Raw genomic sequence first — 26,888 nt, 5'->3', positions numbered from 1 at the left:
AATAAGTAATATAATGAGGTTTTTACGCATATAAAGAAAAAACACTATCCAGATTCTTTAATTAAAATTCAAAACATAAACAATCAATGTTCTCTTATTAGTCCATAGAGCCTTCCTCCGCTTGTGATTTTATTGTGAGATTTAAGAAAAATGATAGGTAGAAGGTGACAAATATGGAAGCAATCGTCCTAGCTGCTGGATATTCCAGCCGAGCGAATGCATTTAAAATGACTTTGCCGATAGGGCAAATGAGCGTGTTGGAGCAAACGATCTCTAAATTTGAAGGTATATGCAGCAGGGTCATCGTCGTAGCTGGATTTCAAGCGGAAATCATCCAAGAGGAAATTGTCAAAATCATCAGTGAAAATGCCTATTCATTTCAGATCAAGTTTGTTTATAATGAAAACTTTAACCAGGGAATGTTTCATTCCATTCAAAAGGGCTGCAACGAAGTGAATGCCCCAACCTTCTTTATAACACCCGGCGATTGTCCGCTTGTAAAAAAAGAGACTGTTCAGCTACTAGCAAAACACAAAGGAAACGTGGTTATTCCCAGCTTTGACTATAAAGGCGGCCATCCCATTAAATTATCAAGCGTAGTGAAACAGAAAATTCTCGAAACCAATCCAGAAGGTAATTTGCGTGTGGTCCTGGGCGGTTACGAAAAGCAATACATGAATGTAGATGACGCGGGAGTATTAATGGATGTTGATACACCGGAGGATTACCAAAAAGCCATTGATTATGATAATGCTTTAAATTTCTCGAAGTGAAAATAAAAATAAAAACTACGAAAATCTTGAATAGAAATGAATCATAAAAGATCATTCTCATTGATAAAATCATTGGAAGAGGTTTCTATTCAGAATATGTCCCAATAAAAAAATGAGTCGAAGGGTGTTGTTGCAATGAATCTCAAAGACATAAGCACCTCAGTGCCCAAAAAGGACCATAAAGGTAAAGTATCGGGCCAGTTGCCCTATATTAGTGACGTAAAAGTGGAAAATATGGTTTATGGTGTTTTGTATCGATCGCCAATTGCTTATGGGAAAATAATATCCATTCAATTACCTAATCTTCCGGAAGGGTATGAAGCTGTTGGAGCAGAGCATATCCCCGGACCGAATTATGTCAAAATTATCAAAGAAGATCAGCCCATTTTTGCCAATGAGTGGGTCAATTATATTGGTGAGCCAATTCTCATGCTCACGGGCAAAGATCTGGATATCCTGTACAGTTTGTTAAATGAAGTGAAGGTTGAATTTGAAGAACATCAGGCTATCTATACATTGGACGAAGCGATCAAGCAAAAATCAGTATCCTCAGTTTTGGCAAGCTATGAATTTGGGGAAAGCTTAGAAAACATTTCAGCTATCGAGCAGGGAGCCCATCAAATCATCGAAGAAGAATATGATACGGGTTATCAGGAGCATGTCTATCTTGAGCCGCAAGGAATGCTCGCCGTTTATAAGGATGATGAAATTGTCGTCCAGGGATCGATGCAATGTCTTTATTATATAAAAAATGCATTGCTAAGCGCATTAGCCTGTGGTGACGAAGAAGTCAGGGTTGTTCAAAGTCCTACCGGCGGAGGTTTTGGCGGCAAAGAAGATTATCCTTCTATGATGGCTTGTCACGTAGCCGTTGCCGCAAGAGCAGTCAAAAAATCGGTAATGCTCGTGTTCGACCGTTCTGAGGATATGCTGGTAACGACGAAAAGGCATCCGGCCAAACTCAAATATAGGACGGCCCTTGATAAGGAAGGAAATATTTTAAGCATGTGTGTTGACATCTTTCTCGATGGAGGGGCAAATGTTGGATTGAGCTCTGTCGTGCTGCAGCGCGCATTATTAAACAGTGCTGGTGTTTATAAAATTCCGCATTTTCATGCAAAAGGCTATGTCTTAAAAACCAATACCGTTCCGAACGGCGCCTTCAGAGGCTTTGGTGCTCCTCAAAGCTTTGCCGGAATCGAAAGTCATATTGGACATCTTAGTAAACTGGCAAAAATCGACCCGCTTGAATATAAACGAAAATACCTCGTCAAACAAGGAGACCCCACCATCACCAAAGGTAAATTCCGCGACCCGATATTAGTGGAAGATATGATTGAGGACGTACTCAACGTGTCAGAATATAACAAGAAAAAAGAAGACTTTCAGCGCTTAAATCAACAAAATCAGCGCTATAAAAAAGGCATAGGAACTTCGCTGTTCCTCCACGGCTGTGGATTTACTGGCAGTGGCGAAAGAGATCATATTAAAGCAACGGTGAAACTGGTTAAATCAAAGGACGATCAGGTATCACTAAAAATCTCAAACTCTGATATGGGACAAGGTATTTTGACGACGTTGTGTAAAATTGTCGCCAAAGAACTTAACCTCCCGTTCGAAGAAATTTTGTACCCTTATCCCGACACAAAAGAGGTTCCCGACTCGGGTCCGACCGTAGCTTCCAGGACGACGATGATTGTCGGGAAATTGCTTGAACGGGCCGCAAAAAAACTTAAGAATCAGTGGCAAACAGGGGTGGAACAGGAAGTGGTTGAGCACTATGTTCACCGTGAAATGATTCCTTGGGACGAGAAAACCTTCACTGGAGATGCGTACCCGGCTTATTCATGGGGCGTTAATATCGTTGAAGTAGAAGTTGATACGTTAACAGGTAATTTAAAGTTAGAAAAAGTATACGGCAATTATGAAGTTGGGAAGGTCATCGATGAACGGATTATGAAAGGCCAAATTGACGGTGGTTTGGCTCAAGGGCTAGCATACGGTTATCTAGAAAAGATGACGTCAAAACAAGGTAGAATCCAACAAAAAAGCATATCGGATTATGGACCGCCGACTTCATTGGATATTGTTTCAATTGAAAGCAAGGTCTTTGATAACCCCTATGCTAATGGTCCATACGGGGCGAAGGGCGCAGGTGAATTGACTTTAATCGGAGGCGCTCCAGCAGTCCAAGCTGCGATTGAGGATGCCCTGCACACTTCTTTTCAGCAAATTCCGATTACACCGGAAGTCATTATTGAAAGTCTTTGGATGAAAGAAGGTGAAGAGGGTTGATTAAATTCACACTAAATGGAAGAACGGTAGAAACTGACGCCCCTGCTACAGCAAGATTACTAGATTTATTAAGAGATGAGTTTGAGTTAATCGGTACAAAGGAGGGCTGTGGTGAAGGGGAGTGCGGAGCCTGCAGTGTTTTTGTGAATAACCTCCTGCAAAACAGCTGCCTTATTCCAATTGGCTCGATTGCTGGTGCCGATATTCAAACGATCGAAGGCATCATTGAAACGGAACAATTTAAAATTTTAGATGAAAGCTATTCTATAGCCGGGGGAGTGCAATGCGGCTATTGCATACCGGGAATGATTATGGCAAGTGCAGCTTTGTTATCTGAAAATCCTCATCCTTCAGAGGTTGAAATTCGTGAGGGCATCTCCGGAAATTTGTGCCGGTGTACGGGCTACAATATGATTGTTGAGGCGATTAACCTAGCAGCTAAAAAAGGTGATGGCTTATGATAGAGAAAATAACAGCGTATCGCTTCGAGCGTTTAGACGAAACTTTGAGCCAATTGAATAGAGAAGATTGTGCAATCATAGCCGGGGGCACCGATGTTATGGTTCTTCACAAAAGTAGAAGGGGAGTACCTCCAAAAATCCCTAAACCGATTGTTTTTATTGATCATCTTACCGAATTAAAGCAGGTGTATCAACATCACAAGGATCTCCACATCGGGGCCTGCTGTACCTATAGTGAATTACTTGAAAATCCGTTGATTCCTTTTGCTTTAAAGAATGCAATTAAAACAATTGCTGCCCCGGCAATTAGAAACCGGGGAACATTAGGCGGTAATATTTGCAACGCCTCTCCAGCCGGTGACATGCTTCCTTTATTATATGTATACAATGCAAAGCTTCTGTTGCGCTCCGTAAATGGTGATCGCATGGTTGCGATTAGCGATTTCATTCAAGGTCCACGACAGGTTCAACGCTTTCACAATGAAATAGTAACGGAGATTATTCTGCCATTCGTATTAGGAGATTCACATGTCGTTTTCGAGAAAGTCGGCAACCGCAACGCGGATGCCATTGCAAAAGTATCGTTTGCGGGTTTCGTCCGGATAAGCAAAGATCGAATCGATGACATTCGATTTGCCTTCGGGGCGGTCGGACCTACGATGGTTCGTTCCGTTGATATTGAGAAGAAGCTGGTTGGAAAAACGATACCATTAGCCGATGCAGACATCGCTGAAATTGTGGCAGCCTTCGATAAGATCATTAGACCAATCGACGATCAACGCTCCACTGCGGCATACAGAAAAACCGTTGCTTTACATCTTTTACGTTATTTTCTTAGCATGAAGCAATATCAACCGAATTAATGTTTAAAGATAGGGGGGAGCTTTTCATGCAGCTGATGGAAAAAGTGGCCATGCTGACGCGTCAAAACGAAACCTTTGCTTTAGCCATGATTATTGAATCAAAGGGCTCGACTCCCAGGCATGTTGGAAAAATGATTGTCTACCGGGATGGTACCATTGAAGGGACTGTCGGAGGGGGCTTGGCTGAACACTATGTGATCGAAGATAGTGTAAAGGCGATCCAAGATGGCCAATCGAAAATCGTTGAATATAAATTGAATAAACATGCAAAAGACGGAATTCAGATGAATTGTGGCGGCACGTTACGTGTCTTTATTGAAGTCTATACAAGCAGGCCTGAACTCATTCTGGCTGGGGCCGGTCATTTAGGCCATGCGTTGGCAAAGCTCGCTGATTTCCTTGAATATCCTTATTGCATTGTCGATGATCGCGTTGGTTATTGTACAAAGGAACGCTTTCCGAATGCGACAAACCTTTTTGTGAACGAGGATATTGGAAAGGCTTTGCTCGCAGCCAACCTAAATGAAAAATCATATGTGGTAATTGTTACAAAAGATTGTGATGATATTGTATTAAAAACGGCACTGCAATTTCCGATTGCATATGTTGGGATGGTAGCCAGTAAACGCAAGGTCATAAGCATATTTGAAAAGTTAAAAAGTGAAGGGGTCACGCAAGAACAGTTGGAGCAGGTCCATTCTCCAATCGGATTGGAAATTGACTCGGAAACATCAGAAGAAATTGCCATCAGTATTATCGGTCAAATCATCAAATTAAGCAAGGAAAAAAAGCCTGTAAAAGTGAAACAATTAAATAGATAAGTAGAAAGGTCAGATAAAGCTAAAATCAAAATTTCTAACAGACAATTAGGTCAGTCCCCACTGTGTTAAAGTATTAACTCAGTGGGGACTGACCGTTTTTCTTTGATAAAAGCTAGAAGCAGGCCCTTGCTCTTCAGAGTGGGCTTTTTGTCGTTTTGATTAATTCATTAATATGGTAGGAATATTTTACTTTATATGCTACTACTATCATACTATACACAAAGGAAAACTCCTGGAGGGATTTTGTATGGGGATATTAGATGGACTTATGGAAACGGGTTCTGGTGCAAAGATTACATCCATTGGAAAGAGGTATATAGATTCCTATAGAATCAGCTATTATGCAGCCATTCCAAATAGTGATGAATGAACTTCACTTGATTTTGGACAGACTTGTTCTGTAAAGTAAGCTGTCCTTTTTTAATGATTGTATCGTGCATAACATAGTTTGAAATGATAGCTGATAGGCAGTGCAAGTACCCAAAAGCAAATTTAACCTGAAGAAAAGAAGTGAATGAAATGGCTGAGCCTTTAAAGGATTTATATAATGAAACGTTCATTCGTGAATTCGGTGAAAAAGTAAAGGGTGTCCATCCGTCCTTCTCTACTGAATCGTTTATAGGGGAAGTAATTGATGAGCATTGGGACGAGAGGAAGTTAAAAGAACGGATAAGGCACATTTCCATTACTCTTGGAAAGCATCTTCCAAGTGATTATCAAGAGGCTTTGGATATTTTGTATCGGCTTGATAAGGATTGTGAAGGGTTTAGATATTTATTTTTCCCGGATTTTGTAGAGGTACATGGATTGAATAAGAAAGATTGGCCGTTATCGCTAGATGCGTTGGAGCGTTTTACAGCAAGGTCATCCTCCGAGTTTGCAATCCGTGCTTTTATCTTGCTTGATCCCGTTTTAATGATCGAGAAGATGAAGGAATGGACCAATCATGATGATGAGCATGTCCGTAGGCTGGCTAGTGAGGGATGCAGGCCCAGGTTACCTTGGGGCCAATCTTTACCGATGTTCAAATCCGATCCGGCACCCGTCTTGGAATTACTTGAGAACCTGAAAAACGATCCGTCCCTATATGTTCGCAAAAGTGTGGCCAATAACTTGAATGATATTGCCAAAGACCATCCGAAAACCGTAATAGAAACAGCCAAGCGCTGGCATGAAAGCGGAGAACCCAACACGATTTGGATTATTCGACGTGGATGCAGGACCTTAGTTCGTCAAGCAGATCCAGAAGTCCTTTCTTTATTTGGATACACGGATATATTGAATAATCCGAATATCATTACAAACGCATTTATTAGAAATGAACCAGACTCGATCTGTATTGGGGAAACGAGTGAACTTCATTTCGGTTTTCAAGTTCAAGAAAAGAACTCTGTGAAACTTCGCATCGAGTATGCCATCGATTTTGTGAAAGCAAATCAGAAAACTTCCCGTAAAATTTTCCTATTGGCAGATAGGGATTTCTCAGATGGTGAAGGAGTTGAAAGAGTGAGGATTCACAATTGGAAAGACCTGGCGACACGTCGACATTATATGGGGATCCATCGAATATCACTCCTTGTGAACGGAGTGGAAGTTGCAGAAACGCAAGTCAAACTAAATGATGGATGATAAAGGGTTATTGAAAAGTTAACAGGAATACCAGCAATTATGGCTGACAAAAACGAGGAGCCTGAGCGTTCCTCGTTTATTATTTCATGATAGTGAAACATTGCAAATAACACATTAAAAAGCAATCAAATCCAAAAAGTTGGATAGCTCCGATTGCTGCGCAAATTATTAATTAACAATGCCAGTAAAACGATTATCACGGCACCAGTTAAAACAGGTGTAAATAAATAACTCCAGCCATACTGGCCAAGCATGACTACTAGCGGGTCTGCCCCAGCTGGCGGGTGGGTCGTTTTTGTCAGCATCATCACCGCAATTGCTAATCCGACAGCCAAGCCGATTGCCCAAGGTTCATCGCCAAAAACATGATAGGAAGCTAAACCTACGAATGTTGAAACAAAATGACCGCCTATAATATTCCGCGGTTGTGATAATGGTGCGTTCCACAGGCCGAACGCCAGCACACAGCTGGCACCAAATGGAGCCATTAACCACACTGCTGATGTTATTTTTGTTAAGAGAATTAAGGCGAATATAGTTAAAAATCCCCCAATCAACCCCGTTATTGCGTCCTTTACATTTATTTGTAAAGGGCTTCTTCCTTTTCCCTTCATCTTCGATAAATAATGAATATGAAAATAGCGTTTTTCTTTATGTCTCGCAGCTGAAATACGGTCCAAAGTGAACCCTCCTTTTTTATATAATTAGACTTTACATGAAATAAACTAACCCGTCAAAATAATTTTAGTGGTTAGTTTAAAAATCCATAAAAAAAGCCAACTAAGTGTGTTGACAAGAGGAGGTTCAGATCTCGAATCAATTTACTGTTTTATGAAATCCTAAGAAGAAATTTACGACACTCCTGCCGAATGACTGACTAGATAAGACCCCACAGTCGCTCGCTTTGAGGAGGCTTGGCAGACAGTCGGCGGAGAGGGAGCGGATTTCTTAAATCAACTGGAACCGTTTTATAATGAATAAATTGCAGGCAACCAGCTTACTTCAAATTTGTTTGCATTCTGACAAACTTAATAAGGTAGATCTTCATTCATCATCAGATTTCCGGTGTTGAAATCTGGCTACCTTTTTCCTATTCCCGCATATTTTCATTGAACACCATTTACGTCTTCCGCTTTCATCGATAAATAACAGGACGCAAGCATCATTCGAGCATCGCTTTAATGATGACAGCTTATTTTTTTCAATTAAAGTTAATGAGTCGAAGGCAATATAAGATTGCAGGATATCATCCGCTTCTCCAACAGGTATGGGAACCAGTTTTTGATCAATTAATTTATATGTGAAAGGCGATTTTTCGATTTTTTTTTCTAAATAGGCGATAAACTCATCAGGAATCGGATTCCCATCTGCTATTAATTCAAATTGTTTTCTTAAAATAGTACGCATTTCTAAAATGCTTGCAAATACTCGTTGAATTCTCTCTTTAATTTTTGATGAAAACTGATTATCCAAATATGAGTTATTCCCCTTTATTACAGTAAGCCAGTCCAGCACATCCCGTTCTGATAATAATAAGTCTTGCCGCTGGCCACGACTGACCAGTTCCGTATTCACTATATCCAGAGAAAGATTACCTGATATAAGTGGAAATTTATTAGTTTCAGACATAAGTTCATCTCCCATACCCTGCTAAATTCTAACCATTAAAATATTAATTGAGTGGTTATATCTACATTATACCTTATTTCTGAATTTTTCAGCTACTCGTCTTAAATTACGGATAATATGAATGCTATCAAAATCCAAATGAGCAAGAACAGAATCGTAAATGAAAGTCCATGATAATCAATTCTTTTAAAGTCAGGGAAAAAGTTCTTGACATAACCTGTACGTACAGGATAATATGAAAGCGTATACAGAACCTATACGTACAGGTTATAAAAACAATTATATTTTGCTTTCTAGGGAAAGGAAGTATTGGAATGGGTAAATACACAGAACCAGCAACGGATTTGCTCCAACATGTCGGAGGGAAAGAAAATATTGCGACGGTTACGCATTGTGCAACAAGGATGCGTTTTGCGTTGAAAGATCCCGCCAAGGCGGATGTAACGAATATCGAAACGATTAAGCTTGTAAAAGGAACATTTACACAAGCTGGTCAGTTCCAGGTCATAATCGGGAACGAAGTATCATCGTTTTATAATGAATTCGTTTCCATAGCTGGACTTCAGGAAGCGTCAAAAGAAGATGTGAAAAATGCAGCAAAACAGAATATGAGCTGGCTGCAGCGTATGATTGCACATCTTGCGGATATTTTCACCCCGCTGATTCCTGCCATAGTCGTTGGCGGACTCATTCTTGGATTCCGCAATATCATTGGCGATATTAAAATGTTCGATGACAGCACAAAGACCCTTGTGGATATTTCACAATTTTGGGGAGGGGTACACGCCTTCCTTTGGCTGATAGGTGAAGCAATTTTTCATTTTCTTCCTGTTGGGATTACATGGTCGATCTCGAAGAAAATGGGCACTACTCAGATTCTCGGCATCGTCCTTGGTTTGACCTTGGTTTCCCCACAGCTTCTTAATGCATATGCAGTGGCAAATACAAAGGCAAGTGATATTCCTTTTTGGGATTTCGGCTTTGCCCAGGTCGATATGATCGGCTACCAGGCCCAAGTCATCCCAGCGATACTTGCAGGGTTTGTCTTGGCGTATTTAGAACGGTTCTTGAGAGATAAAGTGCATAATTCCATCTCCATGATCGTCGTTCCATTTTTCGCTTTACTTCCAACTGTAATCATTGCCCATACCATTCTGGGGCCTATAGGCTGGAAAATCGGTTCTGTCATTTCTACGATTGTATATTCCGGATTGACTTCATCAGTTGGCTGGCTATTTGCTGCCGTTTTCGGCTTTGCCTATGCACCGCTTGTCATTACAGGCCTGCATCACATGACAAACGCAATCGATCTTCAGCTTATGAGTGAACTTGGCGGTACGAACCTATGGCCGATGATCGCGTTATCCAATATTGCACAAGGTACAGCAGTGCTTGCGATGATTTACATTAACAGAAAGGACCAGGAGGAAAGGCAAGTTTCCATACCTGCCACGATTTCTTGTTATCTCGGTGTTACCGAGCCAGCCATGTTCGGCATTAACTTGAAATACGGCTTTCCTTTCTTAGCCGGTATGATCGGTTCACTTTTTGCAGGCATCGTTTCAGTCGGGTCTGGAGTAATGGCAAACTCAATCGGTGTTGGAGGGATCCCAGGTATCCTATCCATCCAGCCGCAGCATATGGGGATGTTTGCACTCGCGATGTTGGTTGCTTTCGTTGTGCCGTTCATTTTGACTATAGCATTCTCCAAACGTCCTAAAATGAACTTGAAAACTAGAACGAAAACAACGAAATTAAATGCTTGATAACGCGGAGGGAGAAGCATTCTCCCTCTTTTTTACGATACTTACGAAAGAAACATCGGGGATCGAAGAGGAGGAATTACAATGAAGGATTTTAAAAAAAGTACCATCTATCAAATTTATCCTAAATCATTTAAGGATTCGAACGGTGACGGCATCGGGGACATAAATGGTGTTATTGAAAAACTTGATTATCTGAATAAACTGGGAGTGGATTATATTTGGCTCACCCCTTTTTATCGTTCACCGCAAAATGATAATGGATATGATGTAGCCGATTATACATCCATTGATCCTGTTTTTGGGACGATGGATGATTTCGAAAGACTGGTGAAAGAAGCGAATTCGCGGGATATCCAAATCATGCTTGATATGGTATTCAACCATACATCAACAGAGCATGAATGGTTCCAAAAAGCATTGGCTGGAGATAAAGAATATAAGGACTATTATATTTTCAAGAAATCGAAGGATGGAGAGCCCCCTACCAATTGGATTTCGAAATTCGGGGGCCCTGCATGGGAATATGTAGCGGAACATGATGAATACTTCCTTCACTTGTTCGATCGGACACAAGCTGATCTAAACTGGGAAAATCCCAGAGTAAGGCAGGAGATTTTCAATGTAGTTAACTTCTGGATGGATAAAGGTGTCAAAGGATTCCGTTTGGATGTCATCAATCTTATTTCGAAACCTGACATCTATGAAAATGACAAAGATGGAGATGGACGATGTTTTTATACAGACGGTCCCAAGATTCACCAATTCCTCAAAGAGATGAATGAAGAAACTTTCGGGAAGGATGATGAGGTGCTGACAGTAGGGGAAATGTCATCGACGACCATTGACCATTGCATCAAATATTCATCTCCTGTTGAAAAGGAGCTGTCCATGGTATTCAGTTTCCATCATTTAAAGGTGGATTATAAGGACGGGGAAAAGTGGTCACTTGCAGATTTTGACTTCAGGCAGTTAAAGGAAATCTTAAGCAGCTGGCAATATGGGATGCAAGAAGGAAATGGGTGGAATGCCCTGTTCTGGTGCAATCATGACCAGCCGAGGATTGTATCCAGGTTCGGGAATGATCAAGAGTATCATAACGAATCTGCCAAGATGCTGGCAACAGCCATTCATATGCTTAGGGGAACCCCTTATATTTATCAAGGGGAGGAAATAGGGATGACCAACCCGAGGTTCAATGATATTGGACAATACCGGGATGTGGAATCGATTAATTATTATAATATTTTAAAAGAGGCAGGCAAGGATGAAAAGGAAATTATTGAAATCCTTCAAGCTAAATCCCGTGATAACTCGCGAACTCCCATGCAGTGGGAAAATACGGAGCATGCAGGCTTTACAAAAGGGACGCCATGGATTGCGGTGCCTGATCATGCTAAGAACATCAACGCTGAACACGCACTGATGGATCAGGAATCCATTTTTCATCATTACCAAAAACTTATATTCTTACGCAAGAAACATGATATCATTGCATATGGGGACTATCAGGAAATTCTTGGCGACCATGATGCTTTGTTCGCTTATATACGCAGTTATGAAAACGAGAAACTTTTGGTCATCAATAACTTTTATGCAAAAGAAGCGTCCTTCGAAATTCCAAAGGATATTGACCTATCCGGGTACAACTCAGAGCTCCTGCTCTCAAACTATATCGATTCGAAAGAACTTGCAGGTGATTTTATCCTCCGTCCCTATGAATCGGTTGTCTATTTGTTGAAAAAAGACGAGTAGCAGACTAAGAAAAATATATTGTGGTGATGAAATGAACAGCAAATATCTATCGCTATATGGTGATATCGTTTCAAAAATTGAAGAAGGAATCTTTCCGACAAATTCAAAGCTTCCTTCCGAAAGCAGCTTCATGGAAGAGTATGACATATCCAGGGATACTGTAAGAAAGTCCTTACAGTTGCTTGAACAAAATGGATATATCCATAAAATCAAAGGCAAGGGTTCATTTGTCTTGGACTTCAGCAAATTTAATTTTCCTGTAGCAGGGTTGATTTCCTATAAAGAAATGGTGGAAAAGTTGAATTTGCATTCCAAAACGATTATTCATAAGTTGGAGCTTGAGACCCCCGACTCCAATATGGCCAAGCTTCTAGACTTAACTGATGGGGGTAAAGTATGGAAGGTTTTCCGGATACGGCAAATCAATGGGAAGAAAATCATACTGGACAAAGACTATTTCAAAAGCGAGTTCGTAAACAACCTGACAAAGGAAATTTGTGAGGATTCGATTTATGGATATATCGAAAAGGAACTTGGGCTCCAGATTGGTTTTTCAAATAAGGAAATTACCGTGGAGCCATGCAGTGAAGAAGATAAACAATTATTGGACATTGAAGACTTCGATATGGTGGCAGTTGTGAAAAGTACAGTCCATTTAATCGATGGAAGCTTGTTTCAGTATAGCGAATCCAGGCATAGACCCGATAAATTCAAGTTCACGGACTTTGCACGGAGAACGTGGTGAAGTCTACTAATATTTTTGAATGAGCGGGGAGAGGAGGAGAGTCAAACTTAGTTTGATTCTCCTTCCGCTTGTTTGGAGGTATGGGAAGCATTTAATAAAACCACTCCGCCAATTATTAATACTAAGCCGCCTAATGTTGTGATACTAAATGGCTCATTCCATAAAAGCACGCCAATCAATGCTGTTAAAGCTGTGCCTATTCCTGACCAAATGGCGTATGCTAAGCTTAACGGAATTGTTTTAAGACATACAGATAAACTATAAAATGCTATACCAAATCCTATCATAACCCCAAATGTAGCGAATAAATGAGTGAAGCCTTCAGACAGCTTAAGCATGGTCGTACCAAATACTTCGCTTATGATTGAAATTCCTAAAGCTATGTATCCCTTCATATTGTTACCTCCGATTACTAATTTATTAAGAAGTGCCTTCACTAGAGAGTTTCAATACAACCACCCCGCCAATGATCAGGACTAAACCTAAAAATTTTTTCAGGTTAAAGCTTTCTTTATAAACGATAACTCCCACTAAAGCAGTTAAAGCTGTGCCTATTCCCGACCAAATGGCATAAGCCGTTCCAAGAGGGATGGTTATTAGAGATAACGATAGGCAATAAAAAGCCAAACCCATCCCAATAACCACACCAATGGAAGGGAATAACCTTTTAAACCCGTTTGATACTTTTAACATCGAACTGCCAAACACTTCACTTAGGATGGCAATTGCCAAAAATGCATAAGGATTCAAGATGAACTCCTCCTAAATATTGATTACTATTTTTCAATCTCTTCCCCCAAGAATCTTAACATCTAAAGGTCTCATATTAAACCCATACCACCTTTATTCAGTTACATATTTTCTGTAATGGCAGAAAAACATCCAGTTACGCTCAATATTAGACTGAAAGTGATAAAATAAGCCGCTTCCTCCAACCTGATAGCAACATAAAAAGAGGGTTGAACAGGGATTTTGTCGAAAGATTCCTTTAACGATTATATAGGAGTGACGAATTTCATGGAATTTATAATAAACAAAGAATGTTTCAATAAGGCGATTTCAGATGTCAGCCATGCCGTTTCCATAAAAACGGCAATACCCATTTTATCAGGAATAAAGATAGTGGCTAATGACGGTTGCTTATCCCTTCTTGGTAGTAATTCCGATATTGTCATTGAAAAAACTATTCCTTTAACGATTGATGGTGTATCAGGATTGGAGGTTTTTGAAAAGGGTACGGTTGTTTTATCAGCCAAATATTTAAGTGAAATCGTCAAAAAATTACCTGATGTCATCCATGTAAAGCTGAACGGAAATCAATCAGTTACTATTAAATCAAATGAAATAGTCATGAACCTAAATGGACTACATTCCGGGGAATACCCAAATATTCCTCAAATAGATGGAGCTGGTTATTTTAATATCCCAAGTGTTGAATTATTGGAAATCATAAAACAGACTGCGTTTGCCGTGTCTAAAAACGAGACCAGACCTCTACTTACAGGAGTCAATTTGTCTATCAAGGAAAACAAGCTTACTTGTGTTGCAACGAATTCCCATCGGTTAGCGTTAAGAGAACTTCCGTTGGAATCGAAGGTGACTGGGTCTTTCATCATTCCAAGTAAAAGCCTTAATGAGTTAACCAAGTTATTTAATAATGAAGCGGATACCATACATATTTTCATCACAGAAAGCAATATCGTCTTTCAAACAAATCATATATCACTTTTTTCAAGGCTGATTGAAGGTAATTATCCGAATGTATCAGAATTGCTGCCAAAAGATTTGAAAACGATCATCACCGTGGATACCAAAACACTATTAAAGGGTATTGATAGGGCCTGCCTTTTTGCAAGTGAATGGAGAAATAACAATGTACTTATAGAAATCCTAGATAAAAGTAAGTTAAGGGATATCTTCTAATTCATCGGAATTAGGGAAAATAGAAGAAACGCAAAGCATCAAGTCAATCAGAGGTGAGGCGGGGTTAAGTGTATCACTGGATGGAAGCTTTTTATTGGATGCCTTAAAAGCGATAAAAGAAAACGAGGTAAAGCTAAGTTTTGGCGGTCCAATGAGACCTGTCTTAATCGAGCCAAGCGATAATTCCTCCTATCGTCATCTTATATCACCAGTGAGAACATACTGAGGAACAAAGCCTAAGAAACGAATAACGGGGGAACGGCAAATGCCTATTACTTCAGGTCGAAGATATGGTAACGGTCAATCACCAAGAAAAAGAGATCCTGTAAAATCTGGACCCATTATATTCATAGTGATAGGAAAAAGGGTCTTCATTCTTGGTGTAAGGCCGGCAACTTGATTTCGAAGGTAAAGGTAGAACCTTTCATCTAGCCAAATACATCCGTCCATCAATTGAATGGAAAAACCTGTCGACAGTTTGAAGAACCTTTGTAAAGACATAGTTTATTTTAAGATATACCTCGATAGAATATATAATATTCATGTGATCCAACTGCTAAAATTTCATATACTATGGGTAAAATACTCCTTTAAGAGGAAGCTCAACTACTAAACGCAAAGGGATCAAGCTGAAGTTTTCCCGGAAGTAGTTGCGCTTCACGTGTTTTTTTCAGTGTCCCCAGTTGATCTAAAGTAATCATTTCAAGTTGATCTCGCTGAATAGAATCATGTATAGAAAGCATCCTCATTAATACTTCTATTTTAAAACAAAAATGAATCTAGGCAAAAGTGTTCTATCTAAAAGGTAAGACAAAGTTGATTGGAGCGGGTGTTCGAGACTCCTGCGGGAAAAGCGCGTCTAGGGGAGACCCCGCAGGCGAGAGCCGAGGAGGCTCCCCGACCGCCCGCGGAAAGCGAGTGCCCTACGTTCCAATCAACGTCCAAATTGTACAAGCCATAAAAATAGACAAACTCGATTTTCATCGAGTTTGTCCACAATCTGAAGGGATCTTCTGTATGAAGCCCCCTTTTTACTACTTATTCAACTAAAGACCCTTAAATCAAAGCTTAACAAAAGTTTTTGGTTAATCGGGCATGATTATATGGCTCCGTTTTAAGGTATACCCAACTGTAAAAAAATCAACGCAATATCATCCATATTGGCGTTTAAACAATGTTCTCTAGTGCGAAATAGGTAACCACTTTTAGAGTGTACTAGCAACCCTTCATAACACGTATTTCGAATGTACAAAATCAAACCGTGCAGGAAGGAAAGGGTCACGCTTTTAAGTTGTAAAGCTCATGACCCTTATCCGCTTTCAAGAAGGAAGGATCGTGTTTTATCGTGCTTGAACTCACATATTCAACTATTACATATGCAAGGACATTAAGAAGATTCTCTCCGTAATATTTTTTTCGCTCATTAACTGTTTCCGATACCTTTTTCACTTGGCTGACGTTATCCTATGAAAATGGGATTCCTTATAATAAGTACAATTCATAGGTTGCGTTAAGAAAGCCAGCGGCAGACAAGTTTGGCTTTCGAATAAGCCGTAAGCGTTTCATCAGAAGCTCCATCTGCTTTTATAAGATTAATGTTCCTTCATTTAGGCAAGTTGTCTGTGATCCATTGCCAGCAGCTTGTGGTGGCGAAGCGTTTGAAGTAACTAAAGTAGGTTTGGTGGAACTGATGTTTTGGAATGAATTTATCAGATAGTGGCTAGGATTGTTGTACATTTGGAATATGGACGTTGCTTGATTGTAATATAGTATAGGCAGGGGGGATAATTATGTATGTAAGTCAATCCAGGGATCATGAAGTAATTGCAAAATTAAATCGAAATGTTCACAATCTGCATGCAAAACTATATCCTAAGTATTTTAAGGAATATAATTATAATGCAATGAAAGAAACTTTTAAAAATTTGGTTGAAAATGATAATTTTGTTTTTCTAGTTTTAAAAGAACATGAAGTGCCAATTGGTTACGCATGGATTGAAATTAAAAACTATCCTGAAAGTGCTTTTAAAAATGAGTATAAATCAGTATATGTGCATCAGCTTAGTATCGTTGAAGGTCAAACCCATAAAGGTTACGGTAAAAAACTAATGAATGAGGTCTATGATATTGCTAAAAAGAATGATATAGATTTAATTGAACTGGATTATTGGTTTGAAAACATGGCAGCAAAAGAGTTTTATAAGAAACAAAATTTTAAAAAGTATAGGGAGTTTGCATTCAGACAGTTGTAAATCCTTTGTAACTCAATTCAAGAGGTTGAAGGAATTAATAAAAACCCCGATTCGGGGTTTTTTTAATTAATATCTTAACATTCTCCTCGAATAACTGGGGGGTTGAGGTACTCCACAAACAAAACTTTGTGAATAACACTCTTTTACGATACTTCGGGTATGCGGTATATAGGTGTTGAAGTGTTTATTCACGGTTGTTGTATGTGTCGGGTGAAAAACCGGAATAACAGTGTTAATGACATTGGTTTTAACATATTGCTTGGTCGGGGAGGTTTGAGATGGATTATATTGAGTGGGCATTCTGTGAGGTGGGCAATATTGTTGTGGACATTGACCRCCTTTCGGATGCCCCCAGAGCTTATTATACATGTAAACACCTCCTGGGATTTTTTTGAAAGTCATTATTAGTTTATGAAAATAAATGATAAAGGGACTGGTATAAATGCCTTTATCAAAAATTACGGGCATATCAGATCCTTCAATCATTTTCAAAAAAAATGAATAAACATTAATTTACCGAATTCGGTTAATCGCTTCACGAACAAATGACTTGTGTCTTTTCCGCCAGTTATTTTCCTTGCTTTTTTCCAAGCCCCATTCGGGAAATGTAGATAACCGTAATGCGGCAAATAATTGCCAGAAGGGTAGGTTAGTAAAATTCACCTCCGGCATCATGAATTTATATTGATTGGTGAAGTCATTCATCGCTTGCATTCCAAAATGATATAAAATTTCGAGTTGACTATTGGCAAGGTCAGTCAAAGGGTCCCCTAAACCTGAGTCTTCCCAATCAATTATGGAAACTAGTTTATCCTCTTTCCATAATATATTTCCTGGCCAATAATCACCATGAAGGATCACTTCCTTATTCATGGAGGGTAGGGGCATGGAGGATTTCAGCAGATCTCTAATCAAGCTCAAATTTAATGTTTCGTCCAGGATTACCCTATCTTTATTATTTAACATCTCTACATATGTATTTTCCAGTTTAGGCATGAATGATAAAGATAAATCTGCACAATTAACACGATGGATTTTTGCTAGATTGATTGCCAATTGCAAGATATAATCATTAAGATTTGAGGGGGTGAATTCTGACTTACCCTCAATAAACTCGATAAGTATGCATGGCTTGGAAAATATCTCGCAGGATTGCTCAAAGTAATATGGCATTGGTACAGGCAAACCGGCAGCTTTCAATATCCCTAAGAGCTTGTGTTCATATGAAGCAATATTTGGATTCCGTTTCAAGTCATTATCACCATGCTGACGAACGATCATTTTTACGATACGCCCTGACGATTGTAATATTTCCAGTCCTGTCACATTTGCAGAAATTCCGCCCATTAATTCCCATGCGCGAATTAGCTTGTTTCCTTGATCCAACTTTTTAACTAATTGTTCAAACTTATCATATTCATTTATCATACGATCTCTCCTTTTAAAATCCTGTACAATGTTTAGGAATGAAAGTTCACATTATCATTTTCTATAGCTTTCGTAAAAAATTCAAAGAATCCATTTAGCAATTATATAAATGAAACCAATAGCTTGTTACACACGTGAATTAATCTAAACAAAGTGAGGTGTGGTGCTGACATTGAAAATAGAAAAATATAAGGTGGAAACTGCGAAAGGGACGCTACAATATAATATTAGTGGAAACGGCAAACCCAATATAGTTTTGATTAATGGCATTACTTTCATTGACAAGAAACAGCAAACACAGTGTCGCTGAAAAGAGTGGACATTTTCCGCAATTATCAGAACCGACTATAGTGATTGACTCAATTAAAGAGTGCGCAGAAGCGATAAATAAAACAAACCAAAAACCGATAAATTTGTGTTAATGTTGACTTTTCTTAATATTTCTCAATCTTCTTGTTCCTTTGATTATAGATTGCTTATTCTCCAAAAATTCCTGATGCGAAAGTAAAAAAATAGAAAAAGTCTTTTTCAAAGAATTCCCGTCCATTGGGCGAATATCATCAAATAATGCCACTACACCTTTAGGGGGTGTATTTTTTTTGAGAACGGCAGAATTTCTTTAATCCGATAGTTACGTGTACAAGCATTTGTTAATACGTAACATAAGATTAATAGAGGTGATAGAAATGGTGAAAGTATTTATTGATCCCGGCCATGGCGGTACGGATCCAGGCTCGGTCGGGAATGGATTGAGAGAGAAGGATTTAACTTTATCCATTGCAACTCGAATCAAAGACATCTTATTGATAGAATATAATAACGTTTCTGTGAAAATGAGCAGGACCCAAGATACCTACCCCTCCTTAAACGATCGTACGAATGCAGCGAACGCGTGGGGAGCTGACTTTTTTCTCTCCATCCACATTAATGCCGGCGGCGGAACTGGGTACGAGGATTACATTTATACGTCCACTAACCAGATAACGAAAACGTATCAAGATCATATTCATTCAGAGGTCATGAAGCTTATCAACATCCAGGACAGAGGACAAAAAACAGGAGATTTATATGTACTCCGTGAAACGGACATGCCTGCACTCCTGACTGAAAATGGATTTATCGATAATGTAAATGACGCAGCAAAGTTGAAAACGTCATCCTTTATCGAATCACTGGCTCGCGGACATGTAAACGGTTTAGTTAAATGCTTCAATCTAACTAAGAAAAGTACAGCTGTATACCACACTGTCGTTAGTGGGGATACAGTATATTCCTTAAGCAATTCTTATGGCAGTACGGTTCAGCAAATTAAAGATTGGAACGGTCTTGACAGTCAGTACACCATTACGGTTAACCAGAAATTGCGGGTGAAATGAATAATTAATAATTAATAATTATTTATAATTTCCAGAAGCACACCACGCAGTAAGCCCTTCTCAAAAAGAGAGGGGCCTTTTTGATTCAGGAATATGCATGTAATGAAAAACTGTACATTCTGCCATCCTGATTCGGTCCTTCGATAAAAGCGGGAGGAATGCAAGGGGAAAATAATTTACACAGAAGGCCAAAGTGGACTTGTGCAATTTGGAGTCACTTTCTGTGAGTATATATAATCGCATTATTCAGGAAGTAAGCCTCTGACGGGATTCGAACCCGCACTCCTTTCGTAAGCATAGGCTAGGGGAGAACACGCTTCCCTACGGATTTTCACCGGCAGGAATTCCACCTGCCTCAGCGTAATTGCTTTTCGGTGCTTCTGAAACCCTTACCTTGCGACCCGGTGGCTACAATGTTTTCCGGCGCTCTTCCCTTCTAGAGCTACAGAGGCAAATGCTTATCTTCAATTATAAGATTCTTATAGGGGGTTGTGAACCGCATTATAAAAATATGATGATTTTATTACCCGATATAAACAATTTTATTCTTTTGCATGAAAGGAAAATATACTAAAAATGGCCCCTACTAAAGTTTCCAAATACATTCACTCAATGAAATAAGTAATCTGGGGATAACGGATATGATATTTTAAATCGCCGATTGATAATTGCAGGTGATCAATAGCGACGCCGGTAAGTTTGCCCTTTAATGATTCCTTCATTGTTACGATAGTGATCGTTTTACCTAAATTCATCATTAGATGGTCAAAGAGAACAGGTTCTGTGGGAATTGTATAAGTCGGTGATAAAGTTTTCATCGTTTGCGGAAAGTTGCTCGTACACGCATAATGACCTGGCATAAATACGTTATCTTGGCTTCCATATGGATAATTTCGCATGAATTATTCCACTCCTTTATTAATGTAAGGTATGCCTTTTTTTTTATGGGCTGACACAAATTAAAAGGATTTTATGTAAAGACAAATAAAAGAACAATACTAAAAAGCACAAACCATGATGGCTTGTACCTAAAATGCAACAGCAATTAAGTTGATAAAAACTGTATGAATTGAATCTATGTATGGCTGCTCATTATTCATTTATTTTACTTTCTTTCCGTATGAAACCCTCGAGTTGGATATTAATCGTATATTTTAATGGCTTGAACCACTTTTCCTAAAATACGGACTCTATCATTTTTTATGTTGTAGGTTTTTTCTTCATAAAAAGGATCCGTGCTGCAGGGAGTGAGTATGATGTTTTCTTCATTGATTCTCACTTTTTTGACCGTAGCATCGTGTCCATTTATCAAGACCACTCCAATTTTCCCGTTATCAAGGTAGGTTGTTTTTTCAACGAGAATCAATGATCCGTCTCTGAATTCTTTATTCATGCTATTGCCATTCACTCTAAGGAAAAAATATTCTTTATCCGATTTAAGCATCGAATTTAATGTCGGCATATAGGCTTCTATATATTCGTTGGTGAAATTAGGCTCTCCAGCAGGGATATTTCCGTAGACACCAATTAATCTTACATTCTTTTCATTTAGGAATTCCATTCCAGGATTATTTCTAACGATAGGCGCTCCTTCAATGAGGTGGGATAGCGGTATTTCAAAACAAGTGGACATCATGCTCAATTTATCCATTAAAGGTTTATTCCGTCCGGATTCCCAAGCTGATACTGCCGTAGGAGCTACTTTTAATACATTTGCCAAATCTTCTTGTGTCATTTTTCTTTCTTTTCTTAACATTTTAATCCGTTCACCAATGTGCATATTTCTTCACCTCTTACTTGAATATACACTATGAGTGAAAGTGAGTAAACGTAAAGTGCGTGAATTTTGCGAAAAATTGTTGGTAACTATACTTCAAGTGTGATATTATTTTTTTAGATAGGTGGTGACAAGATATGACAAGCGTTAAGTTCACACTTAAACAAGCCAGGAAGTATAAAGGATTAACTCAAGATGAAATGGCTAAAGTGCTGAAGATGGCCAAGAGGACTTACATTGACTATGAGCAATATAAGATTCCTTTGCGAATCGATAAGGCTTATTTATTTGCTGAATGTGTAGGGTTCTCGATTGACGATATCATTTTTTTTGACCCTGACCTACACTTCAAATGTAGTTGAAAGTTCAATTGTACCAAGCATTTCCTCAACAGATTGGCCATTTGAATCCATAAAATCCTGACTTCCATAGGACAAGATTCAAGTAACGATGGAAAGAAGGGGAACAAAGAGGAAAGGGAAATTAATTCTTTTGAAGTTGCATAGGAGCTGCTGACATTAGAACATTTGTAAAATACCTGTATGTAGTAAAAGGTGTACAAATCCAAACTTCTTGTGAAAATATACGATTGATACAGTGATTCCAAAAATGTCAGCCAATTGCTGTGAAAGAAAATTATTTACTTAATGTATAGGGCGGACTTCTAAACACCATGAATAGGAGCAAATGGACAATGGCAAATTCGAAGGAAAAGTTAATCTGGATGAACAAGCCCTTATCCTTTGCAGGATAAGGGCTTGTACTCTATTTTCGTGAATTGGCAGCATGTTTTCCTCTCAAAGCACGTCTTCATAAAATGAAAAAGACCCCATACCTAAATGAATGGAAGGCAAATCTTCATACTTTTTCTCCATTATCAATAAAACTTCTTCTAGTTTTTTTCTCCCATCTTTATGAAGATAGCAGGTAATGGTATGCAAAAGTACAATTATATATTAATGAAGGCTAAAGAAGGCTATGGAAGGAGGGCATTGATAATTGGATGAGTTCAAAAAAATTCCAGATGATATTGGAGGAGATAACCCTTGAAAAGGAATGTAATCAATTATGTCGTTTTTCTTGTCCTCATTCTAACTCTATTAATTATGGCAAAGCCAGACATTTCCTCAGCAGGAAAATTGAAACCGCCCTCCGAAACTTTCAGTCCAGGGGATTGGTTTCTTGGAGGTATTCCTCCCAATCTTGATACAAACAAACCACCAATCGTGTTTGTACAAGGGAAAAACGGCAGTTCAACCAGCTGGTATGGTGAAACGGAATATCATGGCGTCAATGATATGTATACCAAAGCGTATGAAGCAGGCTACCAAACGGTTTTTGTTCAGCTTCATGATTCAGCTGGAAATGGATCAGTGAGCCAATATGCCAATGGAAGGCTATTAGCTCAAATGCTTTCAGAAATCAGTAACCATTTCGGGGGCGAAAAAGTAAATATTATAGCTCACAGCAAAGGGGGCCCAGACACCCAAGCGGCTCTAGTCCACTATGGAGCACACCAATATGTTGGAAGGGTGATCACTTTAGCTTCCCCACATCATGGTTCTCACCTAGCTGATTTGGCTTATAGCTGGTATGCGGGCTGGCTTGGTTCCTTATTAGGTCAAAAAGATGAGGGAACTTATTCTTTACAAGTTGGTAAAATGGCTGAATTTCGTTCTGTCACGGATAACCATGTTAACTCTCGTAAAAACTTGTATTTCACTGTGGCAGGTATGAACAGAGGCCCGGTACTATCAGCCTTATCAATGGGGGGACAATATTTATCATCATATGGGGAAAATGATGGACTGGTGAATGTATGGAGTACAAAAATACCCTATGCAACACATTTATTTACGGATCCCAACTTTGATCACGACAATATTCGAGTTGGCTCAGCTGTATTTTCAAGAATTGAACCCTATTTAAAAAGCACATCCACCACTGGGATTCCTGCATATCATGTCAATTATAAAGAACGAGTTGAAGATGATGTCATTACAACCGCACTCGCTCAAACCGTTCTGGGTGATGTCCTGAAACAAAATGTCTGGGTCGAACAAAGCTTCCATGTAAATGAAGCGGCCCCAGGTAATATAAGCATATATACAGCCTCAAATGATGTCGAGGTTGAATTGATTTCTCCATCCAATAAAAAGTATTCACCTTCCTTAAAGGTCCATTCAGCCAAAAATGAAACTTCCTTTTTTAATGGTGCAACCATCCAATCATTCTACAGAAATAACCTTGAAATTGGTGACTGGAAAGTACGAATGAAGACTAAATCGCCAAAAGACGCCTTCCTGTTCACAGCCCAATTTAACGAAAAGAATCCCATTACATTAAGTATGGCCGGTAAAGTTAAGCAAAAAGATGCAAAATTTTTAATAAAGAATCCAATGAATGATAAAAAAAGACCAATCAGTACAACATTTTTGGTTCATCTGATAGATGAAACCGGTAATGAAATTAGTGAAAAAAACTCAATTAAGGCAATGGATACTGAAAATTTTACTGGCACCCTTCCAGAAGTACCTAAGTCAGGTGTTTATAATGTAACAATAGATGTTAAGGAAAAAAATGTGGATGGTACCGAAAGAACCCGGACGCTGATTCGTTCGGTCTATATTGAGAAATAGCGAAATGCCTTCTCTTAGTTGAGGAGGCATTTTTTTGATGAAATATGAGGTAGGTGCGAAATGGTACGGGTAACTAGGGAGATGGTAATTCCGCCAATGTAAACAGCCGTACTCCTATATAAAAGTATTAATTCAACGGGTGTTAGGTGGATATATTTAGGAGTGAGTTCCCTGGAAATAAAGATTTATGCTTGGTAATGAAAGATCTAATGAGCAAGGAAACATTCATTAAGCAAATTGCTCCTTATGGCCAGAAAATTAAACAGGACATATTGGTGGAATGACTTGGTCGATCTAACCTTATTAAAGTGAACCAAAGGTTAAAAGTGAAATTAATTGTAAAGGGGGGATTTTAAACCCTCTTTTTTTTATTTCAATGAGCTTTCTTCCAAAGTACATATTACCAGAAAGGCGATGGTCTAACTTTCATCCGTTATAAAGGATGTTTAATTTCCCATGAAACTAGATTCTATTAAAAAATATTTCAATATCTACTCTTCCAAATGCATATTGAGAGAATTCTGGACATAAATTAAACAAACAAAAAAAGCGCGGGAAGCGCTTTTAGTGTATTTGTCTATATAAGCCTATTACTTTTCCAAGTATCGAAACATCTCGTAAAATAATTGGTTCCATATTTGAGTTCTCAGGCTGAAGCCTTATGTAATCCGGTTCCTTAAAGAATCGTTTTACAGTGGCTTCATCATCTTCCGTCATCGCCACGACGATATCTCCATTATTGGCACTGCTTTGTTGTTTCACGATGACATAATCTCCATCATGAATTCCTGCTTCAATCATACTTTCACCCATGATTTCCAGCATGAATACATGGTCATCATGTGGAACCATGCTTTCGGGAAGCGGAAAGTATTCTTCAATGTTCTCAATAGCTGTTATCGGCATGCCCGCTGTTACTTTTCCAAGTAACGGCACGTTCACGACATTGGCTTTGGGAATATTGTTCGCTTCCTCCAAATTCATTATTTCAATGGCCCTTGGCTTGGTTGGGTCACGTCTAATAAGGCCTTTACTTTCCAGGCGGGATAAATGTCCGTGTACTGTTGAACTTGATGCAAGTCCCACTGCTTCGCCAATCTCCCGTACGGAAGGCGGATACCCTTTTTGGCGAACCTCTTCTTTAATGAAATCAAGAATATCTTGCTGCCGTTTTGATAGTTTTGTCATTTGTGCACCTCTTCCCCAATGTTCTTTGCTACATTATAGCATGGCCCCCATCTCTATACAAACATAAGTTCGAATTTTGTTGTTGACTGAAACAAACGTTCGTATTATAATTTGATCATAACATACGAACGAACATTCGCTTTGGAGGGATTATTATGAAAAAATTATACAAAAATTATATTTATACGATTCTATTAGCGGGATCAGTATTCATCTTTTCAATTTTATTCTCTTGTACATTGAACAATGATCAAAAAAAGGATTTCCTTTCTATAGAAGTAAGCGAAGGTGACACCCTATGGGGAATTGCCGAAGAATATGAAGAAACAAATTTGACAAAAAAAGAATTCATTGGTTGGATAGAAGAGAATAATGGAGTCAGTGCGGATTCGATAAAACCTGGACAAATCATTGTCATACCGGTTAAAGGGGAAGAACTTGTCCAGAATTTGGCCAGTGAGCAGTAAGTAGTAAAGGTAGGGTATTATGAAGGCGGTAATCTATTGTAGGGTCAGCACCGAAAAAGAGTCACAGGAAACATCATTGGCAAGGCAGGAAGATGAATTAGTCAAATTGGCTGAAAAGATGGATGTGGAAGTTGTCTCCATTATAAAAGAACAGGCAAGTGGTTATGAGTTGAATCGGGATGGCATTTTTGACATGCTCGAACTATTTAAAACCAAAGAAGCTGAAGTCCTTTTAATCCAGGACGAAACAAGACTGGGAAGAGGGAATGCCAAAATAGCCCTTTTCCATGTCATCCTTAAAGAAGATGTGAAAATTTATACGCTCTCACACGATGGGGAGCTGGAGTTATCGGATTCGGATGCCATGGTCATCCAGATAGTGGGCATTGTAGAAGAATATCAAAGGAAACTACATAATCTTAAAATAAAGCGCGGAATGATGAGAGCCGTTGAAAAAGGGTACCGTCCTCAAAAAAATCTTCACAACCAAAGGAATTCCACTGGAAGGGACCGTATGGAGATTCCTATTGAAGAAATTATTAAACTGCGTGCCAATGGGTTGACATTCTCAGAAATCGCAGCCACATTAAGGGGCTTTGGATACAATGTATCTAAGGCTACTGTGAACAGGCGTTTTCTCGAACATCAAATGAATACAAAGGAAAGTAAATCATAGAACTTGTAATTTCGCTTTTTTTTTAATACCATGACAATATCCGCAGATTATGAAGGAGCGAAATTATGTTATCAAAAGAAAAAATAGCCCGTATAAATGTACTTTCTAAAAAGGCAAAGGCTGAAGGCTTGACGGAAGTTGAAGCGAAAGAGCAAACCCAATTGAGAAGTGAATATTTGGAAACATTCAGAAAATCCATGTCCGACACGTTGGAGCATGTGAAAGTCGTGGATCCAGAGGGTAATGACGTCACTCCTCAAAAGATAAAAAATATAAAAGAAAAACGAAATTTACATTAATGCTTGGATTCCTCTGATGGAACATTCCATTTGAGGATTCTTTGGCATTTTGGAGTAAAAAGAGAGTGCATTCATGTATGTATTCTCCTATTTAGTTTAATCTAAATAGGGGCTTCTCTTATTTCTAGA

The 26,888-nt window shown here is 38.9% G+C and carries 25 protein-coding genes and 2 pseudogenes; 17 read left to right on the top strand and 10 right to left on the bottom strand.

Going from position 1 to position 26,888, the window contains the following annotated elements; translation table 11 throughout:
- The first annotated feature begins 173 nt into the window (after positions 1–173).
- The 5 genes from AC1DIV_RS14955 (at position 174) to AC1DIV_RS14935 (ending at position 5,213) form a co-directional block, all read left to right on the top strand.
- Positions 174–773, top strand: a complete 600-nt coding sequence (locus AC1DIV_RS14955) for a nucleotidyltransferase family protein (protein WP_340875975.1) — start codon at positions 174–176, stop codon at positions 771–773.
- Between the two features lie 135 nt (positions 774–908).
- On the top strand, positions 909–3,068 hold the full coding sequence (locus AC1DIV_RS14950; protein ID WP_477576749.1) for a xanthine dehydrogenase family protein molybdopterin-binding subunit: 2,160 nt from the start codon (positions 909–911) through the stop codon (positions 3,066–3,068).
- Positions 3,065–3,529, top strand: a complete 465-nt coding sequence (locus AC1DIV_RS14945) for a (2Fe-2S)-binding protein (protein ID WP_477576748.1) — start codon at positions 3,065–3,067, stop codon at positions 3,527–3,529. The genes AC1DIV_RS14950 and AC1DIV_RS14945 overlap by 4 nt, the downstream gene beginning before the upstream one ends.
- Positions 3,526–4,392, top strand: a complete 867-nt coding sequence (locus tag AC1DIV_RS14940; protein WP_477576747.1) for an FAD binding domain-containing protein — start codon at positions 3,526–3,528, stop codon at positions 4,390–4,392. The genes AC1DIV_RS14945 and AC1DIV_RS14940 overlap by 4 nt, the downstream gene beginning before the upstream one ends.
- Positions 4,393–4,418: 26 nt before the next feature.
- On the top strand, positions 4,419–5,213 hold the full coding sequence (locus tag AC1DIV_RS14935; protein WP_063592958.1) for an XdhC family protein: 795 nt from the start codon (positions 4,419–4,421) through the stop codon (positions 5,211–5,213).
- Positions 5,214–5,552: 339 nt separating this feature from the next.
- Here the strand turns inward: AC1DIV_RS14935 and AC1DIV_RS14930 are convergent.
- A pseudogene (locus AC1DIV_RS14930) lies at positions 5,553–5,641 on the bottom strand (IS6 family transposase); the annotation flags it as partial.
- Positions 5,642–5,732: 91 nt separating this feature from the next.
- Here AC1DIV_RS14930 and AC1DIV_RS14925 point away from each other — a divergent pair.
- Positions 5,733–6,842 carry a DNA alkylation repair protein gene (locus AC1DIV_RS14925; protein ID WP_340875981.1) on the top strand — a complete coding sequence of 370 codons (1,110 nt, stop codon included), beginning with the start codon at positions 5,733–5,735 and terminating at the stop codon, positions 6,840–6,842.
- A 125-nt stretch (positions 6,843–6,967) separates the two neighbouring features.
- Here AC1DIV_RS14925 and AC1DIV_RS14920 read toward each other — a convergent pair whose 3' ends face one another.
- Positions 6,968–7,522 carry an HPP family protein gene (locus tag AC1DIV_RS14920; RefSeq protein WP_340875982.1) on the bottom strand — a complete coding sequence of 185 codons (555 nt, stop codon included), beginning with the start codon at positions 7,520–7,522 and terminating at the stop codon, positions 6,968–6,970.
- 364 nt (positions 7,523–7,886) lie between these two features.
- Positions 7,887–8,471 (bottom strand): CGNR zinc finger domain-containing protein, encoded by a 585-nt coding sequence (locus AC1DIV_RS14915; RefSeq protein ID WP_477576745.1) that lies wholly within the window; start codon positions 8,469–8,471, stop codon positions 7,887–7,889.
- 314 nt (positions 8,472–8,785) lie between these two features.
- Between AC1DIV_RS14915 and treP the strand changes: the two genes are divergently transcribed.
- From treP to treR, 3 genes are all read left to right on the top strand, one after another.
- A complete protein-coding gene (gene treP / locus AC1DIV_RS14910) occupies positions 8,786–10,237 on the top strand; it encodes a PTS system trehalose-specific EIIBC component (protein WP_477576743.1) in 1,452 nt (483 codons plus the stop codon).
- An 81-nt stretch (positions 10,238–10,318) separates the two neighbouring features.
- On the top strand, positions 10,319–11,989 hold the full coding sequence (gene treC, locus AC1DIV_RS14905; RefSeq protein ID WP_477576742.1) for an alpha,alpha-phosphotrehalase: 1,671 nt from the start codon (positions 10,319–10,321) through the stop codon (positions 11,987–11,989).
- A 31-nt stretch (positions 11,990–12,020) separates the two neighbouring features.
- Complete coding sequence (gene treR, locus AC1DIV_RS14900; protein WP_477576740.1) at positions 12,021–12,734, top strand: trehalose operon repressor; 714 nt, start codon at positions 12,021–12,023, stop codon at positions 12,732–12,734.
- 47 nt (positions 12,735–12,781) lie between these two features.
- Here the strand turns inward: treR and AC1DIV_RS14895 are convergent, their stop codons facing one another.
- Together AC1DIV_RS14895 and AC1DIV_RS14890 are read right to left on the bottom strand one after the other, a co-directional pair.
- Positions 12,782–13,129: a DMT family transporter gene (locus AC1DIV_RS14895; RefSeq protein ID WP_048685943.1), complete on the bottom strand. Its 348-nt coding sequence runs from the start codon at positions 13,127–13,129 to the stop codon at positions 12,782–12,784.
- 25 nt (positions 13,130–13,154) lie between these two features.
- Positions 13,155–13,484, bottom strand: coding sequence for a DMT family transporter (locus AC1DIV_RS14890; protein WP_054396540.1), 330 nt, complete (start codon positions 13,482–13,484; stop codon positions 13,155–13,157).
- Positions 13,485–13,751: 267 nt separating this feature from the next.
- On the opposite strand from AC1DIV_RS14890, the pseudogene dnaN reads away from it, so the two are divergent.
- Together dnaN and AC1DIV_RS14880 are read left to right on the top strand one after the other, a co-directional pair.
- Positions 13,752–14,883: pseudogene (dnaN, locus tag AC1DIV_RS14885) on the top strand (DNA polymerase III subunit beta).
- A gap of 1,564 nt (positions 14,884–16,447) precedes the next feature.
- Positions 16,448–16,909, top strand: a complete 462-nt coding sequence (locus AC1DIV_RS14880) for a GNAT family N-acetyltransferase (RefSeq protein WP_063592965.1) — start codon at positions 16,448–16,450, stop codon at positions 16,907–16,909.
- Between the two features lie 66 nt (positions 16,910–16,975).
- Here the strand turns inward: AC1DIV_RS14880 and AC1DIV_RS14875 are convergent, their stop codons facing one another.
- Together AC1DIV_RS14875 and AC1DIV_RS14870 are read right to left on the bottom strand one after the other, a co-directional pair.
- Positions 16,976–17,209 (bottom strand): CotD family spore coat protein, encoded by a 234-nt coding sequence (locus AC1DIV_RS14875; RefSeq protein WP_223255940.1) that lies wholly within the window; start codon positions 17,207–17,209, stop codon positions 16,976–16,978.
- Positions 17,210–17,422: 213 nt separating this feature from the next.
- Positions 17,423–18,337 carry an aminoglycoside phosphotransferase family protein gene (locus AC1DIV_RS14870; RefSeq protein WP_477576739.1) on the bottom strand — a complete coding sequence of 305 codons (915 nt, stop codon included), beginning with the start codon at positions 18,335–18,337 and terminating at the stop codon, positions 17,423–17,425.
- A 686-nt stretch (positions 18,338–19,023) separates the two neighbouring features.
- Between AC1DIV_RS14870 and AC1DIV_RS14865 the strand changes: the two genes are divergently transcribed.
- Complete coding sequence (locus AC1DIV_RS14865) at positions 19,024–19,713, top strand: N-acetylmuramoyl-L-alanine amidase (RefSeq protein ID WP_072272809.1); 690 nt, start codon at positions 19,024–19,026, stop codon at positions 19,711–19,713.
- A 605-nt stretch (positions 19,714–20,318) separates the two neighbouring features.
- Here AC1DIV_RS14865 and AC1DIV_RS14860 read toward each other — a convergent pair.
- Both AC1DIV_RS14860 and AC1DIV_RS14855 read right to left on the bottom strand, forming a co-directional pair.
- The gene (locus AC1DIV_RS14860) at positions 20,319–20,612 is read right to left on the bottom strand and encodes a DUF2642 domain-containing protein (RefSeq protein ID WP_340875991.1); all 294 of its coding nucleotides are present in this window, start codon (positions 20,610–20,612) and stop codon (positions 20,319–20,321) included.
- A gap of 242 nt (positions 20,613–20,854) precedes the next feature.
- Positions 20,855–21,493 carry a LexA family protein gene (locus tag AC1DIV_RS14855; protein WP_340875992.1) on the bottom strand — a complete coding sequence of 213 codons (639 nt, stop codon included), beginning with the start codon at positions 21,491–21,493 and terminating at the stop codon, positions 20,855–20,857.
- 134 nt (positions 21,494–21,627) lie between these two features.
- Between AC1DIV_RS14855 and AC1DIV_RS14850 the strand changes: the two genes are divergently transcribed.
- Both AC1DIV_RS14850 and AC1DIV_RS14845 read left to right on the top strand, forming a co-directional pair.
- On the top strand, positions 21,628–21,852 hold the full coding sequence (locus tag AC1DIV_RS14850) for a helix-turn-helix transcriptional regulator (protein WP_034312951.1): 225 nt from the start codon (positions 21,628–21,630) through the stop codon (positions 21,850–21,852).
- Between the two features lie 744 nt (positions 21,853–22,596).
- Positions 22,597–24,129, top strand: a complete 1,533-nt coding sequence (locus tag AC1DIV_RS14845) for an esterase/lipase family protein (protein WP_340878499.1) — start codon at positions 22,597–22,599, stop codon at positions 24,127–24,129.
- A gap of 564 nt (positions 24,130–24,693) precedes the next feature.
- On the opposite strand, the gene lexA is transcribed toward AC1DIV_RS14845, so the two are convergent.
- Positions 24,694–25,317, bottom strand: coding sequence for a transcriptional repressor LexA (gene lexA / locus AC1DIV_RS14840; RefSeq protein WP_048685959.1), 624 nt, complete (start codon positions 25,315–25,317; stop codon positions 24,694–24,696).
- 155 nt (positions 25,318–25,472) lie between these two features.
- On the opposite strand from lexA, the gene yneA reads away from it, so the two are divergent.
- The 3 genes from yneA (at position 25,473) to AC1DIV_RS14825 (ending at position 26,759) form a co-directional block, all read left to right on the top strand.
- Positions 25,473–25,784 (top strand): cell division suppressor protein YneA, encoded by a 312-nt coding sequence (gene yneA, locus AC1DIV_RS14835; RefSeq protein WP_477576737.1) that lies wholly within the window; start codon positions 25,473–25,475, stop codon positions 25,782–25,784.
- Positions 25,785–25,803: 19 nt separating this feature from the next.
- Positions 25,804–26,460: a YneB family resolvase-like protein gene (locus AC1DIV_RS14830; protein WP_048685962.1), complete on the top strand. Its 657-nt coding sequence runs from the start codon at positions 25,804–25,806 to the stop codon at positions 26,458–26,460.
- Between the two features lie 65 nt (positions 26,461–26,525).
- On the top strand, positions 26,526–26,759 hold the full coding sequence (locus tag AC1DIV_RS14825; RefSeq protein ID WP_214773833.1) for a DUF896 domain-containing protein: 234 nt from the start codon (positions 26,526–26,528) through the stop codon (positions 26,757–26,759).
- Positions 26,760–26,888: the final 129 nt, after the last annotated feature.

Source organism: Peribacillus sp. 05N428 (genome assembly GCF_056397085.1).
Note: the sequence above shows the minus strand (reverse complement) of the source record. Positions and strands in the feature narration are given on the sequence as shown.

Bases quoted from the DNA above. Each gene is read 5' to 3' on its own strand.
- AC1DIV_RS14845 (WP_340878499.1), top strand. From the start codon at position 22,597: ATGGCAAAGCCAGACATTTCCTCAGCAGGAAAATTGAAACCGCCCTCC.
- AC1DIV_RS14895 (WP_048685943.1), bottom strand. From the start codon at position 13,129: ATGAAGGGATACATAGCTTTAGGAATTTCAATCATAAGCGAAGTATTT.
- yneA (WP_477576737.1), top strand. From the start codon at position 25,473: ATGAAAAAATTATACAAAAATTATATTTATACGATTCTATTAGCGGGA.
- treR (WP_477576740.1), top strand. From the start codon at position 12,021: ATGAACAGCAAATATCTATCGCTATATGGTGATATCGTTTCAAAAATT.
- AC1DIV_RS14825 (WP_214773833.1), top strand. From the start codon at position 26,526: ATGTTATCAAAAGAAAAAATAGCCCGTATAAATGTACTTTCTAAAAAG.
- AC1DIV_RS14860 (WP_340875991.1), bottom strand. From the start codon at position 20,612: ATGCGAAATTATCCATATGGAAGCCAAGATAACGTATTTATGCCAGGT.
- AC1DIV_RS14850 (WP_034312951.1), top strand. From the start codon at position 21,628: ATGACAAGCGTTAAGTTCACACTTAAACAAGCCAGGAAGTATAAAGGA.
- AC1DIV_RS14940 (WP_477576747.1), top strand. From the start codon at position 3,526: ATGATAGAGAAAATAACAGCGTATCGCTTCGAGCGTTTAGACGAAACT.
- AC1DIV_RS14950 (WP_477576749.1), top strand. From the start codon at position 909: ATGAATCTCAAAGACATAAGCACCTCAGTGCCCAAAAAGGACCATAAA.
- treP (WP_477576743.1), top strand. From the start codon at position 8,786: ATGGGTAAATACACAGAACCAGCAACGGATTTGCTCCAACATGTCGGA.
- AC1DIV_RS14870 (WP_477576739.1), bottom strand. From the start codon at position 18,337: ATGATAAATGAATATGATAAGTTTGAACAATTAGTTAAAAAGTTGGAT.
- AC1DIV_RS14875 (WP_223255940.1), bottom strand. From the start codon at position 17,209: ATGCCCACTCAATATAATCCATCTCAAACCTCCCCGACCAAGCAATAT.
- AC1DIV_RS14955 (WP_340875975.1), top strand. From the start codon at position 174: ATGGAAGCAATCGTCCTAGCTGCTGGATATTCCAGCCGAGCGAATGCA.
- AC1DIV_RS14830 (WP_048685962.1), top strand. From the start codon at position 25,804: ATGAAGGCGGTAATCTATTGTAGGGTCAGCACCGAAAAAGAGTCACAG.
- AC1DIV_RS14880 (WP_063592965.1), top strand. From the start codon at position 16,448: ATGTATGTAAGTCAATCCAGGGATCATGAAGTAATTGCAAAATTAAAT.
- AC1DIV_RS14915 (WP_477576745.1), bottom strand. From the start codon at position 8,471: ATGTCTGAAACTAATAAATTTCCACTTATATCAGGTAATCTTTCTCTG.
- lexA (WP_048685959.1), bottom strand. From the start codon at position 25,317: ATGACAAAACTATCAAAACGGCAGCAAGATATTCTTGATTTCATTAAA.
- AC1DIV_RS14925 (WP_340875981.1), top strand. From the start codon at position 5,733: ATGGCTGAGCCTTTAAAGGATTTATATAATGAAACGTTCATTCGTGAA.
- AC1DIV_RS14935 (WP_063592958.1), top strand. From the start codon at position 4,419: ATGCAGCTGATGGAAAAAGTGGCCATGCTGACGCGTCAAAACGAAACC.
- treC (WP_477576742.1), top strand. From the start codon at position 10,319: ATGAAGGATTTTAAAAAAAGTACCATCTATCAAATTTATCCTAAATCA.
- AC1DIV_RS14855 (WP_340875992.1), bottom strand. From the start codon at position 21,493: ATGCACATTGGTGAACGGATTAAAATGTTAAGAAAAGAAAGAAAAATG.
- AC1DIV_RS14865 (WP_072272809.1), top strand. From the start codon at position 19,024: ATGGTGAAAGTATTTATTGATCCCGGCCATGGCGGTACGGATCCAGGC.